Below are 14,704 nucleotides of genomic sequence, written 5' to 3'. Positions count from 1 at the left end.
GGTTTCTCGCCAGCAAAGCATCTGCAATAAACGAGGTTTTACATGCTTAGAGTTACTAAGGCAATTCTTCACGTCTTTGATTTTGAGACGGGAACTAAATACTTCTCTCAATCTACTTTGGATTTAGAGGACCGTCAGACAAAGTCATACGTTCAGCGTAGACTGCGCAAGATTACGGCAAACCCAGAGTCCAGGCACGGAGAGTTTGCTCCTACCAGCAATTTTGCGGGTGGTCTTCAGGAGTATGCTCACGGAGACGTTGAGTTTGTAGAGTTTTCTCACCAGATTGCTCAGTGGTTCTGGGAAGAGCTTCGTCGCGCAGATGATGTTGAGCAGTGTGATCTTCTTGTAGCAGACTACATTGATACCGACGCAGGTCAGGCACTTGCCAGTGCTGCTGCAGATGATGAGGACGCTCAGGCTGAGGCATTTGAGGGTGAGGGAAGACGTCTTTTTGCCATTGTGCTTCTCCCACGTAAGCAGGCCTTTATTCATGACGTAAACGGTTCTGCAAATGAGATTTTGCGCCAAGATGCAACGCTGCCATCTCCAACGCAAAAGGTTGATTCATATGCAGTCATCGACCTGGATACTGGTGCCATTGATTTCCATGATCATGACCGCTCTGTAGCAGGAGAGGGAAAGTTCATCATCCCAGAACTCTTCCTTGAGTGCACGTCAGAGGCTTCCAGTCATGAAGTTATTGGCGAGGTAACTGTTATTGTTCAAGACTTGGCTGAAGAATATGGTCTCGAGCCTGCTGTTGAGGTGTCTCGTGCTAAGGCTGCTGTTGCAGAAGCAGCAGAGGTAGAAGAGGTAGTTGATCCTATCAAGGTTGGTAAGCGCATCTTTGAGGAGCGTCCTGAGATTCAGGAAAAGTATGAGGCTCAGGTGGCAAGTAGAGAGCTCCCTGAAGAAGTTCCTGTTAAACGCGGTGTTGCTAACAGAATTGCAAAGAATCATAAGATTCGCACCGATACAGGAATTGAGATTTCATTCCCTTCCAACCTAACAGAACGTCCAGGTTACCTAGAATTTTCTCATGAATCTGACGGCAGGATTACCATTTCAATAAAAAATGTTGCACATATTGAAAATCGCTAAATCCTATCTCTGACCTCACAATTTAGAGCCAAAATTCTCCGAAATTTGTTTTGGGGAGTTTGTAAATTACGTATCTTTTTGAATATCATCGTGTATCTCGGGTAGAATAGTCTCTCAAAGGTCACACCGTACTACTAAACGTTCTAGGAGACCCTTATGAGTTTAAAGAAACAGCAAAGCACCACCATTGAGGAGCAGAGCGCTGCTCTTTTCAACCGTCGTGATGCTCTTAAGATTTTTGCCGGCATGGGTATTGCTGCCGCTGCCGTTACTGCTTCCCTGATCAACACCCGCCCTGCTTTTGGTGTTACCCAGGCTCAGATTGATGCTGCTCGTAGCGATTACGATGCTGCTCAGAAGCTGCTCGATGAGATTTCTAATGAAGTCTCCAACATGCAGGCAAGCCTCAATGACACTAACTCTCAGATTGGCGCTATTTCTGATCAGATTGCAGATAAGCAGAATCAGATTGATGCTAAGCAGAAAGAGATTTCTGAAAAGGAAGCTCAGATTGCCGAGAAGAGAAAAGCACTTGGCGCTCGTATGTCCAGCAACTACAAGGCTGGCCCAGCTGGTGCTTTGGAGATGATTCTTTCTTCTGCAAGCTTTGAGGAGCTCACTTCTAACATTTACTACCTCGACAAGATTTCTGAGTCCGATCAGAAGATGATTGAGGAAGTTAAGAACCTGAAGGCCGCTCTTGAGTCTGATAAGGCTGCTCTTCAGTCCGAGAAGACCGAGCTAGAGAATAAGAAGGCTGAGCTTGAGAATCTCCGTGCTTCTCAGGAGTCTCAGCTTAATGACATTTCTGCTCGTCAGGCAGACGCAGCAAACGTTGTTGCAAATCTTGATGACAATGTCAAAGAGCTTATTGCCCAGCGTGATTCTGAACTTCTTGCTGCTCAGCAGGAGGCAGAGCGTGTTGCTGCTCAACGTGCTGCTGCATCAAGCGACAGCGGTGGTGGTAGTAGCTACTATGGCGGTGGCGGCGGCGGAGGAACCTCTTCTGCTGGTTCCGGTTCTGCCGCTGCAGTTGTTAATGCTGCAGGCTATACCGGATCTACCGGTGCTGGCTTCTGTGCTGCTTGGGTTTCCAATGTCTTCTCAAACGCAGGCGTTGGCACCTTCTATGGCAACGCTTGTGATATGTACTATTCCTGGTGCTACTCTACTGATCAGAGCGCTATTGAGCCTGGCATGATTATTGCTGTTCCAACCCTTGGTGGTTCTGCTGCAGCTCTGATTTACGGCCACGTTGGCATCTACATTGGTGGCGGCATGGTCAGGCACTGCCTCTCTGGTATTGTAAGAAGCCAGAGCTTGAGTTCTTGGATTTCTCAGCTTGGTGCTTTGAGTACTCCAAGGTGGGGCTGGCTTGGCGGCGTTGTCCTAAGCTAAGGTATTGGCCCCTCATAACTTGTTATGTAAAAGAGCTTGGTTGCATGCAACCAAGCTCTTTTTTGATGTTTATTTGGCGCAAAAAAGAAGGACGCAGATGCCAGAAGCACCTACGCCCTTCTCGCCCTATAAAGGGGGAGTGGATTACTCTTCAACCTCGAGAAGCTCAATGTTGAAGTTAAGGTCTTTACCAGCCATTGGATGGTTGGTGTCAAAGACGATAGTGGTGCCGTCGTTAGAGACAACGGTTGCCATAACAGGGTATCCCTCAGGGGTGCCCAGAGTAACCTGCTGACCTGCAACAAGATTCTCAGAGCCTGGAAGCTGAGCTACGGGAACAGGCTGCACTGCCTCTTCATGGCGCTCACCATATGCCTCTGCTGCTGGAATGTGGACGTCAACAATCTGGCCAACGGTCATATCTTTGACAGCCTCATCAAAACCAGGGATCATCTGACCAGCCATGCAGGTAAATGCCAGTGGCTCGTTGCGATCACGGGAGGAGTCAAACTTAGTTCCGTCATCAAGAGTGCCTACGTAGTGGACCTTTACCTTTTTACCTTCGTTGCTCATGAAACTCCAATCGTTAAAAACATATCTTTGGCATTCTACCCAAGAGTGACGCAAATCAACCTTTGAATGATAAAGGTATAAAATACTTTACATTCAGTTTGAAAGGTTTGTAATGGAAGCTCGCTTAGCTCCTCATAATTTTATTGGTGTATTTGACTCGGGCGTTGGTGGCATGAGTGTGCTTAAACACCTTGTTGCCCAAATGCCTCACGAGGAATTTCATTATTTTGGCGATTCTGCATTTGCTCCTTATGGCACTAAACCAAAAACGCAGATTGCCCAGCGCTCTTGTGCTATTGCTAAAAAGTTTATCGATGAAGGTGCTAAAGCGCTGGTTATAGCTTGCAATACTGCTACAGCTGCTGCTGCAGATGAGCTGAGGGCAACCTATCCTCATGTACCTATTGTGGGTGTTGAGCCAGCTCTTAAGCCTGCCGTAACTGCATATCCCCATGGAACAGTGGTTGTTCTGGCTACAAAAGCAACGCTCTCTTTGCAGAAGTACCACAACCTTGAGTCGCGCCTGCATCCTTCTGCAAAGGTTATCTCTATTCCAGGAGAAGGTCTGGTGGAGCTTATTGAATCTGGTCAGGCTGATTCAGAACAGATGCATAAACGCCTGACCGAGCTTTTGGGAGATTATGCTGGCCAGGTAGATGCCGTGGTTCTTGGGTGTACCCATTACCCCTTTATCAAGAAGCAAATTAGCTCTGTTTTAGGAGACGTAGAATTTTTTGACGGTGGGGCAGGCGCCGCTCATCAGCTTAAGCGTTTGCTTGGACAGGCAAACTTGCTTGCTTCTGCAGATTCCGCTGCTGACAAGAACACCAGCGCCGTAGAGCCTGATATTTTATTCTCATCAAGCATAGATACTCCTGAAGAATTGGAGTTCTACCAGGAGTTCTTCTCGCAAGATATGTAAGCGTGGTTGGGTAAGCGTATTACTTAAGCTTAGTCTCAAGCCACTTTTTGAGCACTACTGCGTTGTTGTACGTAGTGTCTTTGTCCGAGAAAAGCAGTGTCACGGTAGATTGATCAAGCTTTTTAAGCTGTTCGACAAAGGCATCTGCGTCAGGATTGCTGTCAAGTTCAGCTGTATAGGTAGACACAAAGCTATCAAAGCGCTCTGGATCGTGGTTGAATGCTTTTCTGCACTCAGTAGTAGGAGCAATGGTTTTAGCCCATTCATCAGCGTGTAGGTTCTCTTTTTTGATACCACGAGGCCACAGTCTATCTACCAGTACGCGATACCCATCGTCAGCTTCTGGTGTGTCGTAAGTTCTCTTAAGTTTGATATTCATTTTTGCTCCCTTCAGCTCATGTACGTTATACCGCAAAATATCTATTCGGTTACAAACTATTTAATAGGACTAGGTATTCATATCCGCATGTTTATGATGAAGTTCATTCTTTAAAACCCACGGAGAAAGGAAAGCCATGGCAAACTCAGTGGAGAAGAAAGACATCGATTGGACAGCACTTGGCTTCGCATATACGCAGTGTGACTACAGCTACGTTGCCCACTACAAAGACGGTGCTTGGGATGAGGGCGGACTTACCACCGATCACAGCATTACACTGTCTGAGTGCGCAAACATCTTCCATTATTGCCAGGAAGTTTTTGAGGGTTTAAAAGCCTACACCACAGTTTCTGGCGATATTGTCTGCTTCCGTCCTAACCTCAATGCTCAGCGTATGGTTGACTCTGCATCTCGCCTTGTCATGCCACCATTTCCTGAGGATAGATTTGTCGCTGCTGTTAAAGAGGTTGTTTCTGCAAACGCAGCATGGGTTCCACCATTTGGTACGGGCGCTACGCTGTATGTTCGTCCATTTATGATTGGTACCGGAAATACTGTTGGTGTTAAGCCATCTCCTACCTATGAGTTCCGTATTATGGTCACTCCAGTTGGAGCTTATTACTCTAACGGTGTTGCTCCTGTTGCACTGACCGTTTCTCCTTATGACCGTGCTGCTCCGCACGGAACCGGCAACATCAAGGCTGGTCTGAACTACGCCATGTCTCTGTACCCAACCACCTGGGCACATGAGCAGGGCTTTGCAGACAGCATGTATCTTGACTCTGGCTCTCGTACCTATGTTGAGGAGTCCAGTGGCGCAAACTTCCTCTTTGTTGATAAAGAGGGAACCCTGGTTATTCCACAGTCTTACACCGATTCCATCTTGCCTTCTATTACCCGTCGCTCTCTGGCAACCGTTGCTAAAGACCTGCTTGGTATGAAGGTTATTGAGCGTCCTGTCCGCTTTGACGAGCTTGACCAGTTTGTTGAGTGCGGTATGTGCGGTACTGCTGCTGTTATTTCTCCTGTTGGCAAAGTTGTTGACGGCCAGAAAGAGATTGTCTTTGGCGCTGGTATGGAGGCTGTTGGACCAGTTATGTCTAAGCTCCGCAACACGCTGACCAGCATTCAGTCTGGCGAGATTGAGGCTCCAGAGGCAGACTGGATTTGCAAGATTTGCTAAGGCTTGCGTTTTTAACAACGCTTTGCTTTTAACACAAAGGCGAGAAGACCAATCGATCTTCTCGCCTAATTTTTATCTGCAACGTATGTAGAGCCTGCGATGGCTTAAGCCTTGTGGGAAGAACCCAGGTTATCCATGTGGCTTGCAACAATCTGAGTGATTGCTTCCATACCAGGAACGGAAGGCTTCTTTGGATCAAAGTTGCCAGGGTTTTCTGACATGTATTTCATGAAGGCTGCGGTAAAGACCTGGCGGAGCTCGGTTGCGTAGTTAACCTTGCAAATACCGTTCTGAATTGCCTCTGCTACCTGGTCATCTGGAACGCCCGAGGTGCCGTGAAGAACCAGAGGAATATCAAGGCGCTGACGGATTGCCTTGAGGACACCCTGCTCAATGTGAGGTGTGCCGTGGTAGACGCCGTGAACGGTACCAACGCCAACTGCAAGAGAAGTGCAGTTAGTGCGAGCAACAAACTCCTCAGCCTGGTCTGGATCAGTGTAGGGGTTCTCGCCCTCAACAGCTGGGCCGTCGTCCTCTTTGCCGCCAACTTTGCCAAGCTCAGCCTCAACAGGAAGGTTGATAGGACCAGCAAACTTGGTTACGGATGCGGTAAGTGCAATGTTGTCCTCAAATGGAACGTGAGAGCCGTCAATCATGACGGAGGTGTAACCGGCACGAGCTGCCTGGATGCAGCGGTCAAAGCCATCACCGTGATCTAGGTGAAGAGCAACAGGAACAGTTGCCTCTTCAGCAGCACAACGAACCATGGCAGCAAAGTAATCAAGGCTTGCGTACTTGATGGTTCCAGGAGTGGTCTGAAGAATAACAGGGGAGCGGCGCTCTTCGGCTGCCTTAACAACAGCCATTACAAACTCAAGGTTCTCAACGTTAAAGGCGCCAACAGCATAATGGCCAGCCTGTGCGTCAAGAAGCATCTGCTTAGTAGTAACGAACATCTATTGCTCCTTTCGCCCCAAAGGGCTCTTTGATTGACTGAAAAAATTGTAACGTTTCTCTTACTCTGTTACGTAAGTTTTCTAGAAATAGTTTTGTCTTTGTAACCTTTGGCGAGAAACCCGTCTTGCTGCATATTATTCAGCAATCTTTTTGATTGTGACCTGCTTCTGAATCTTAGTTGCAACATCTTGATCAAAGCGACCGGTACCTGCAGATAAACAACTTGCGGTAGCACATGAAAGCGCAAAGGTAAGACACTCTGAAGTTGGTTTTTGCTGAGCAAGTGCAACAGCAAATGAGCCAACAAGGGTATCTCCTGCACCAACAGGATTGATAGCTTCAATTTTTGGAGGATTTGCTCTAAAGGTTCCTTCATCAGAAACCATGAGCGCACCTTTTGCACCAAGCGAGACAACTACAATTTTAATGCCGCGTTTGTGCAGCTCCTGAGCTGCCTTTATGACCTCGTCTTCTGTAGTTACTTCTCTTCCTAGAAGTTGACCGATTTCATCGGTGTTTGGTTTGATCATGGTAGGAAGGGCATCAATACAGGAGGTGAGCAGTGCACCGGATGCGTCTACAATGCAAGACACGCCCGCAGCCATGGTCTCTTCAATAAGTTCTTTGTAATTTTCGGCAGAAATGCCCTTGGGAACACTGCCATTAAAGGTAACAACTTCGGCTTCGTTGGTAAGCTGGACAAGTTTTGCCTTGAAAGCAAGGAATTCTTCAGGAAGTACAGGCTGTCCAGGCTCTAAGAATTCAGTTGATTGCCCGTTTGGCTCCAGGATATTAATGCATGAGCGAGTTTCTTGCTCAGTATAAATAAAATCACTAGTAATACCATCTTTATGAGCCAGTTCAACAAGGTATCTACCGTTATTGCCTCCTACAAATCCTGTGGCACAAACGGGGTAGTTAAGGGTGGTAATGGCTCGTGAGGCGTTAAGACCCTTGCCGCCCGCGCTGTTATCTACTACCGAGACTCTGTGTACCGTTCCATCTACAACAGGAGAGTCCAGGTAGTACGCTTTATCAATGGATGCATTGAGTGTTACGGTAACAATCACGCATATCACCTCGTCTAAAAGACAGTGCACACAAAGTGCTCAGAGGAAAGCAGGGGCGAGAAACACTATGGAACAGCGCCACTGCAAATGAAATTGAGTTGAATCAATTTAACCAAAGCGCCATCAAGAAACTATTCTTTAGATGTTCTAAAAAAAGATACCAGTACATAATTTCTTAATACCAATTTTATTTTCTCATCATATTTGAGCAGGATTTTAGGGTTGTTTACTACATTTATTACGTATAAAGGTGCGTTATAAGAACTTCTCATTTTTCAAGGATAGCTCTAAATTTTTTAGTGCATCGTCACAATTTATCCATATATCTACCTGCGAAAATAACAACGTGTGTACCGTTTACGGTAAAAATAGTACCGTTAAGCCGTCGATTGTTAACGTACACATCTCAAGATGCTCACTAGACTATACTTATGTTAGGTTGTTATCTGGTATCTACCACTTAGAGAGAAACTTCAACACCCCTAGTTTTCCGCGTAGCTCCCCAGATAGTTTCCAACTCTTCGAAAGGAGTTTGACATGGTAGGTTGCGTTTTAACTGGTCATGGAACTTTTGCAAACGGTCTTGCTGATGCTTTAAAGATGATTGCTGGTGAGCAAGAAGCTTTTGTTCCCGTTCCTTTTATTGAAGCCGGTGCTGCAACATACCCAGAAACTCTTGCTGCAACAATTTCCGATCTTCTTGACACTACTGACGGTGTGCTGGTTTTCTGCGATCTGCTTGGCGGAACACCTTTTAATCAGGCAATGATTATTGCTCAGAGTTATTCAAACGTAGAAGTTGTTACCGGCACAAACCTTCCTATGCTTCTTGAAACACTTGGTAGCCGCATGGCAGATACCTCTCTTGAAGAGCTGGTTGATACTGCTGTTTTAGCTGGTAGCCAGGGAGTTGTTCATAAGCGTCTTGAGCTTGAGGTTGAGCCAGAAGATGACATCTTCGGAGACGATGGTATTTAAGTAGCGTTTTGTTGTTGAGTTAAGGAGATGCACATGGCAAATCTAGCAGAGAACATTCTTGCTTCATCCATTGTTCTTCTCGCGTTCTTGGTAATTTTGGGCCTTGTTTATTCTTTCTTTGTTTGGAGAGCCTCTTCTAAAAAGGCGGGAACAACTTCAGAGTTTCTGAAGAATCTTCATGCAGGTCAGAAAGTTAAGACTAATAGCGGAATGTATGGCGTAGTTAAAAACGTCAAAAAAGAAACAGTAGATGTTGAGTTTGCTCCAAATGTGGTCATCACGTTGGATCGTTGGGCGGTAATCAGCGTTTCCAACAATAAATAAATTTGCAGTAAAACACGCAGCGCAAGTTGCGAGTAGTGCGATGAGAATCGCAGATAGCACGTACAAATGTGCGTGCAAAGAGAGGAGAACTTGTTATGGGAGAACCAGATATCAAGCTTGCTCGAATCGATAATCGTTTGATTCATGGCCAGGTTGCTACTCAGTGGAACGGCACCCTTGGTACAAACCTCATCCTTGTTGCTAATGACGAGGTAGCAGGAAATAAAATGCGTCAGGGTCTTATGGATATGGCAGCTCCTAGCGGCGTTGCAACCAGGTACTTTACGCTTCAGAAGACTATTGAGGTAATTCATAAGGCTTCTGCAAGCCAGCACATTTTCTTAGTTGCCGAGAATCCAGAGGATGTCCTCACTCTGGTCAAGGGCGGTGTTCCTATCAAAAAGGTGAACATCGGCAATATGCACATGGCTGAGGGAAAGCGACAGGTCGCCACAAGTGTGGCGGTAGACGATAAGGACGTCGCTGCCTTCCGTGAGCTTCAGGAATTGGGGGTGACTCTAGAGATTAGGCGTGTTCCTACGACCCCGGTCGAGGATATCTCAAAGCTATTCGAGTAAGTTTTTGCGCGCAACTTCCTGGTAGAGATGACAAAAAAGTTGCAATGGTGCAACGTTTCTAGCAGGTTGGCAAAGGTATTCGGATAGTCTGCCGATCATCGTCATCGGTAGTTATGGTGTGTTTGAAAGGAGGAGTTAAGATGGATGTTAGCCCTATTCAGGTGTTATTAATTTTCATCGTTGCGTTTATCGCTGGCATCGATCAGTTTAGTTTCCTCGAGTCTCTTTACCAGCCAATCGTAACTGGTTTTTTGGTTGGTTTGATTCTTGGTGACGTTCAGACTGGTCTCATTGTTGGTGGTACCTATCAGCTTATGACCATCGGTAACATGCCTGTTGGTGGTGCACAGCCACCTAATGCTGTTATCGGCGGCATTATGTCTGCAGTCTTTGCAATCACTACTAAGCTTGAGCCAATGGCTGCTGTAGCTGCAGCAATTCCATTCTCCCTGCTTGGCCAGTATGCAGTAACCATCATCTTTACCATTATGTCCCCCGTAATGGCAACTGCTGATGCATACGCCGAGAAGGCCGATCCTAAGGGAATTGCTCGTATTAACTACGGCGCAATGGCTGCCCTTGGTCTTTTCTTTGGTGTTATTGTTACCCTGTTCTTCCTGGGTGGTGCTGCATTTGGCACTCAGATCACCACTGCAATTCCAAAGTGGCTCATGAATGCACTGTCCGTCGCCGGTGGCATGATGCGCTTCGTCGGCTTTGCAATCCTGCTGAAGGTTATGGTTTCTCGCGAGCTTTGGGGCTTCTTCCTCATGGGCTTTGCAGCTGCAATCGTATTTATCAGCATTCCTGAGCTCTCTGGTCCAGCACTTCTGCTTCTTGCTCTCATCGGTTTTGGTATCGCATTCTGGGATTACCAGCTCCAGACCAAGGTAAAGAATGCTGCTCCTGCTGTTGTTGCTGGAGGTGACTTCGAAGATGGCATTTAATATTCCTGATACCTATCAGAACACCACTCCTGCTGAGCCACTTGATCAGAAGACGCTCAACAAGATGGTGTGGCGTTCCCTGTTCCTGCAGGCTTCCTTCAACTACGAGAGAATGCAGGCAGCTGGTTGGCTTTACGGTATCCTCCCAGGTCTTGAGAAGATTCACGGCGACAACAAGGATGACCTTGCTGCTTCCATGAGTCATAACCTTGAGTTCTACAATACCCACCCATTCCTGGTCACTTTTGTTATGGGTATTGTTCTCTCCCTTGAGCAGAACAAGCTGGATATCCCAACCATTCGTGCAGTCCGCGTTTCTGCAATGGGCCCTCTGGGTGGCATTGGTGACGCACTGTTCTGGTTCACCCTTGTTCCAATTACTGCTGGTATTACCTCTAACATGGCAATTTCCGGCAACGTCTTTGCACCGTTCTTGTTCCTCATCATCTTTAACATCGCACAGTTTGCGGTACGTTATTGGTTGATGAACCTTTCCTACAAGATGGGTACTGACGCAATTACTCTGCTCACCGAGAACGCAAAAGAGTTCACTCGTGCTGCATCTATCCTGGGCGTCTTTGTTGTTGGCTGCCTGGTTGTCTGCTACGGCGGAACCAAGCTTGGCGCTGGCGCAAACATCCCTAACGGTGAGACACACAGCGTTGTTCTTTCTCAGGTAACTCTTTCTGATGAGCAGCTTGCTTCTGGTCAGTATGACAAGGCTCTCTTTGCTAAGGGTTCCTATGCTGACTACAAGAAGGACCCTGAGTCCGTTATGTTCATCGGCGGCAAGACTGCTGATGGCAAGGATGGCACCACTGCTATTGCTCCAGTCGGTAACGGCGTTAATCTGGTAACTGTTGGCGAGGAAGTTACTTCTCCTGTCTCTATTGACATTCAGAAGATCCTCGACGGCGTTTGCCCAAAGCTTATTCCACTGGCTCTTACCCTTTGCCTGTACTACCTCATGGCAAAGCGTAACTGGACTCCAATTATGTGCATCTGCCTGCTTCTGGTAATTGCACTTCTTGGTTCTGGCTTTGGCGTTCTCCCATATATTTGGGGTTAAGTAAGTGTGACGGGTGTCCACTTAGTGGGCACCCGTCTTTTATAGGAGAGTTTTGATGACAACGTTTATGGGAAGACAGCCACTCTACGAGCAGCTAGCAAATATGCTGCGCTATCGTATTGAGAACGAGATGGATCCAGATGATCCACTTCCTTCTGAGCGTGAACTCTCCGATTCCTACGGACTTTCTCGCACCACGGTAAGACTTGCCCTGCAAGAGCTTGAACACATGGGGCTCATTTATCGCCAGCGTGGCCGCGGTACCTTTGTTGCAGACGTCTCTGAACGTGCAACAGACCTTATGGGAGGCTATAGCTTTACTGACCAGCAGCGTCAGTTAGGTCGAGTTCCTAAGACAACTATTCTGGAGTTTGACACTATTGAGGCTAATAAGTTCTTAGCCCAGCATATGCACGTTATTCTTGGCGAGAAACTCTTCCGCATCAAGCGTTTAAGAAGTGCCGATGACGTGCCTATGATGCTGGAAGTAACGTATCTTCCAGTTTCACAGTTTTTCTCGCTTACTGCTCATGATGTTGAGCAAAAATCTCTCTACCAAATTTTTGAAGAAGACTACAACATAAAGATTGGCGTAGCAGAAGAGGAGTTCAAGGCTTCAATTGCTCGCTCAGATGACGCCGCTTTATTGCAAATTTCTGAGGGCTCACCTGTTTTGAGCCTTACACGTACAACCTACAATGACAGAAACAATATTGTTGAGTTTACTTTAAGTGTGGCTCGCGCTGATCAATTTAGATACAAGATTGTACATACACGCAGTTAAATAGCTGTAAGAAGGGATATCAATGTTTAAAAAGAGCCAAGAAGAGCTAAAGGCACTCGGCGCGCATATTACAACTGCCGAGATTAAGCAGCAGCCTGAGCTTTGGGAATCTACCTTTGGCATTTATCAGGAGAACCTTTCTGCAATTAAAGAGTTTGTCGAGCGTGCTCGCAATCTTGGCGAGGGTCGTCGTACCCGCGTGGTCTTTACGGGCGCAGGTACCTCGGCATATGTAGGCGATACCATTACTCCGTATCTTCGTTCTCATGGCGAGAAGAGCTCTTTTGAGTTTGCGTCTGTTGCAACTACTGATATTGTTTCTGATCCTTATGGCAGTCTTGATCCAGATGATCCAACGGTCTTGGTTTCTTTTGCGCGCTCTGGTAATAGTCCAGAGAGTCTTGCTGCAGTAACTATTGCTCGCAAGATTGTTAAAAATCTTTTGCTTATCAATATTACCTGCGCTCCTGAAGGAAAACTTGCCGTTGAATCCGCAGGTAAAGACGATACATTGCTACTTCTTATTCCTGGTGCAAATGACCAGGGCTTTGCTATGACCGGCTCTTATAGCTGTATGACACTTCTTGCAACTCTTGTATTTGATAGTGCTGATGACTCACAGAAGAAGGCTTGGATTTCTGATGCTGCTGAGCTGGGTAGGCAGGTAATTGAGCGCGAGGAAGAGATTGCTGAGTGGCTTAAGAGCGATTTCAACCGCATTACCTATCTGGGTTCTGGTCCTTTTGTGGGTCTTGCTCATGAGGCTCAGCTTAAGATTTTGGAGCTTGCAGCTGGTATTAATGCAACGTCGTGGGATTCCTCAATGGGATATCGCCACGGACCAAAGTCGTTTGTCGACGAACACACCCTGGTGTTTGATTTTGTTTCCAATAACCCTTATACGCGTCAATATGATCTGGATATTCTTGACGAGATTAAGGGAGACCAGATTGCTGCTCTGACCATTGGTATTGAGCAAGAGGGGGCAACAAACTTTACGGGAAGAACATTTAGTCTTCCAGTATTTACAGAGCCTCTACCAGCACCTTATTTGGCTCTGCCTTTTGTAATGGTTGCTCAGGTAGTGGCGCTCTTGAACTCAGTCCGTGTTAACAACAAACCGGACACACCTTCTCCAACTGGTCAGGTTAATCGAGTGGTTAAGGGTGTTACAATTCACTCACTATAGGAATTACTAAGAAGGACGTGCCTATGGCGCGTCCTTTTGAGAATGATTGAGGTACGTATGAGTACATTTGCAGTTAAAGCAGATAAGTTCTTTTTACCAGGAGCAACTTCTGGTCCAGGATATTTGCTCGTAGAAGACGGTGTATTTGGTCATTTCACTAAAGAGAAGCCAGACTGCGAGATTATTGACCGCACTGGTTCTTGGGTGGCACCTGGCCTTGTTGATACCCATATCCATGGCTTTCTGGACCACGATATTATGGACTGCGATCCTGATGGCGTCATTGAGATTGCCCAGGGTTTGCTCTCTAACGGTGTAACTTCTTGGCTTCCAACAACACTAACCGCAAGTGTTGAGCAAACTGGCGATGCTTGTGAGTCCGTTGCTGATGCAGCAGAGGGAATTGCGGCAAACGGCATTGATGCTGCTCGCATCCAGGGCATCTTTCTAGAGGGACCTTTCTTTACCGAGAAACACAAGGGTGCCCAGAATCCTGCGTACTTCCTTGACCCAGATGTAGAGGTCTTTGATGAGTGGCAGGAGCGCGCTGACGGCTGGATTGCCAAGATTGCTATTGCTCCAGAGCGCGATGGCGCTCCAGAATTCTGTGCAGAGATGGCAGATCGCGGTGTTCATGTTGCACTTGGTCACTCTGACGCAACGTATGAAGAGGCACTTGCTTGTGTAAACGCTGGCGCTGACATCTTTGTTCACACCTATAACGGCATGAGCGGTCTTCACCATCGTGAGCCAGGTATGGTTGGAGCTGCTATGACTACTCACGGTACCTATGCAGAGGCTATTTGCGACGGCCATCACCTTAATCCTATTGCTGTTCGCGCTCTGGTAAATGCAAAGGGATATGACCATACCGTTCTTATTACAGACTGCATGCGTGCAGGTGGTATGCCTAATGGACAGTACAAACTTGGCGATTTCCCTGTTGTTGTTGAAGGCGGAACTGCTCGTCTGATGGATGAGTCTCATAGCCTTGCTGGTTCAATCCTTCGTCTGTTTGAAGGCGTGAAGAACGTCTTTGACTGGGGTATTGTTTCTGCTGAAGAAGCGGTTCGTATGGCTTCAGAAAACCCAGCTCGCTCTTGTGGAATTGATGATGTTTGTGGCTTCATCCGTCCTGGATATGATGCTGACTTTATTATTGTTACAAAAGATCTTCAGCTTGAAGAGACGTTCCTTGGAGGAAAGAGCGTTTACAAGGCTTAAGCAGCAAATCTTGAGTAATGCAAAC

Annotated in this window: 16 protein-coding genes; 12 read left to right on the top strand and 4 right to left on the bottom strand. The window is 46.8% G+C overall.

Translation table 11 applies throughout. The features are described 5' to 3' along the window. The first annotated feature begins 42 nt into the window (after positions 1-42). Complete coding sequence (locus tag RWJ96_RS03315; RefSeq protein WP_314018918.1) at positions 43-1,104, top strand: nucleoid-associated protein; 1,062 nt, start codon at positions 43-45, stop codon at positions 1,102-1,104. A gap of 156 nt (positions 1,105-1,260) precedes the next feature. Next, positions 1,261-2,502: a Tat pathway signal protein gene (locus RWJ96_RS03310; protein WP_314018917.1), complete on the top strand. Its 1,242-nt coding sequence runs from the start codon at positions 1,261-1,263 to the stop codon at positions 2,500-2,502. Between the two features lie 144 nt (positions 2,503-2,646). Here the strand turns inward: RWJ96_RS03310 and RWJ96_RS03305 are convergent, their stop codons facing one another. After that, positions 2,647-3,075 (bottom strand): peptidylprolyl isomerase, encoded by a 429-nt coding sequence (locus RWJ96_RS03305; protein ID WP_035427939.1) that lies wholly within the window; start codon positions 3,073-3,075, stop codon positions 2,647-2,649. A 112-nt stretch (positions 3,076-3,187) separates the two neighbouring features. Here RWJ96_RS03305 and murI point away from each other — a divergent pair, with 112 nt between their 5' ends. Continuing rightward, a complete protein-coding gene (gene murI / locus RWJ96_RS03300) occupies positions 3,188-3,997 on the top strand; it encodes a glutamate racemase (RefSeq protein WP_314018915.1) in 810 nt (269 codons plus the stop codon). 19 nt (positions 3,998-4,016) lie between these two features. On the opposite strand, the gene RWJ96_RS03295 is transcribed toward murI, so the two are convergent. Next, positions 4,017-4,376, bottom strand: coding sequence for a DUF488 domain-containing protein (locus RWJ96_RS03295; RefSeq protein WP_035434833.1), 360 nt, complete (start codon positions 4,374-4,376; stop codon positions 4,017-4,019). A 136-nt stretch (positions 4,377-4,512) separates the two neighbouring features. Here RWJ96_RS03295 and RWJ96_RS03290 point away from each other — a divergent pair, with 136 nt between their 5' ends. Next, positions 4,513-5,559, top strand: a complete 1,047-nt coding sequence (locus RWJ96_RS03290) for a branched-chain amino acid aminotransferase (protein ID WP_314018913.1) — start codon at positions 4,513-4,515, stop codon at positions 5,557-5,559. 104 nt (positions 5,560-5,663) lie between these two features. Here RWJ96_RS03290 and RWJ96_RS03285 read toward each other — a convergent pair whose 3' ends face one another. After that, positions 5,664-6,515, bottom strand: coding sequence for a class II fructose-bisphosphate aldolase (locus RWJ96_RS03285; RefSeq protein WP_314018912.1), 852 nt, complete (start codon positions 6,513-6,515; stop codon positions 5,664-5,666). Positions 6,516-6,650: 135 nt separating this feature from the next. Beyond that, positions 6,651-7,586: a 1-phosphofructokinase family hexose kinase gene (locus RWJ96_RS03280; RefSeq protein ID WP_314018911.1), complete on the bottom strand. Its 936-nt coding sequence runs from the start codon at positions 7,584-7,586 to the stop codon at positions 6,651-6,653. Positions 7,587-8,123: 537 nt separating this feature from the next. On the opposite strand from RWJ96_RS03280, the gene RWJ96_RS03275 reads away from it, so the two are divergent. The 8 genes from RWJ96_RS03275 to nagA all read left to right on the top strand — a co-directional run bounded on the left by RWJ96_RS03275 (position 8,124) and on the right by nagA (position 14,679). After that, entirely contained in the window at positions 8,124-8,564 is a 441-nt protein-coding gene (locus RWJ96_RS03275; protein ID WP_035434826.1) for a PTS sugar transporter subunit IIA, read from the top strand. Positions 8,565-8,597: 33 nt separating this feature from the next. Next, the gene (yajC, locus tag RWJ96_RS03270; protein WP_035433150.1) at positions 8,598-8,888 is read left to right on the top strand and encodes a preprotein translocase subunit YajC; all 291 of its coding nucleotides are present in this window, start codon (positions 8,598-8,600) and stop codon (positions 8,886-8,888) included. Between the two features lie 95 nt (positions 8,889-8,983). Then, entirely contained in the window at positions 8,984-9,466 is a 483-nt protein-coding gene (gene agaV / locus RWJ96_RS03265) for a PTS N-acetylgalactosamine transporter subunit IIB (RefSeq protein ID WP_035434823.1), read from the top strand. Positions 9,467-9,606: 140 nt separating this feature from the next. Next, the gene (locus RWJ96_RS03260) at positions 9,607-10,413 is read left to right on the top strand and encodes a PTS sugar transporter subunit IIC (protein WP_035434822.1); all 807 of its coding nucleotides are present in this window, start codon (positions 9,607-9,609) and stop codon (positions 10,411-10,413) included. Continuing rightward, positions 10,403-11,482 (top strand): PTS system mannose/fructose/sorbose family transporter subunit IID, encoded by a 1,080-nt coding sequence (locus RWJ96_RS03255; protein ID WP_035433152.1) that lies wholly within the window; start codon positions 10,403-10,405, stop codon positions 11,480-11,482. The genes RWJ96_RS03260 and RWJ96_RS03255 overlap by 11 nt, the downstream gene beginning before the upstream one ends. 55 nt (positions 11,483-11,537) lie before the next feature. Further along, positions 11,538-12,266, top strand: coding sequence for a GntR family transcriptional regulator (locus tag RWJ96_RS03250; protein WP_314018910.1), 729 nt, complete (start codon positions 11,538-11,540; stop codon positions 12,264-12,266). Between the two features lie 22 nt (positions 12,267-12,288). Continuing rightward, on the top strand, positions 12,289-13,455 hold the full coding sequence (locus RWJ96_RS03245) for an SIS domain-containing protein (protein ID WP_314007248.1): 1,167 nt from the start codon (positions 12,289-12,291) through the stop codon (positions 13,453-13,455). A gap of 57 nt (positions 13,456-13,512) precedes the next feature. Beyond that, positions 13,513-14,679, top strand: coding sequence for an N-acetylglucosamine-6-phosphate deacetylase (gene nagA / locus RWJ96_RS03240; protein WP_314018909.1), 1,167 nt, complete (start codon positions 13,513-13,515; stop codon positions 14,677-14,679). Positions 14,680-14,704: the final 25 nt, after the last annotated feature.

The sequence above is a fragment of the Lancefieldella parvula genome (genome assembly GCF_963547875.1).
GTDB classification, from domain to species: Bacteria; Actinomycetota; Coriobacteriia; order Coriobacteriales; family Atopobiaceae; genus Lancefieldella; species Lancefieldella parvula_D.
This window is presented reverse-complemented; position numbering and strand designations above follow the sequence as displayed.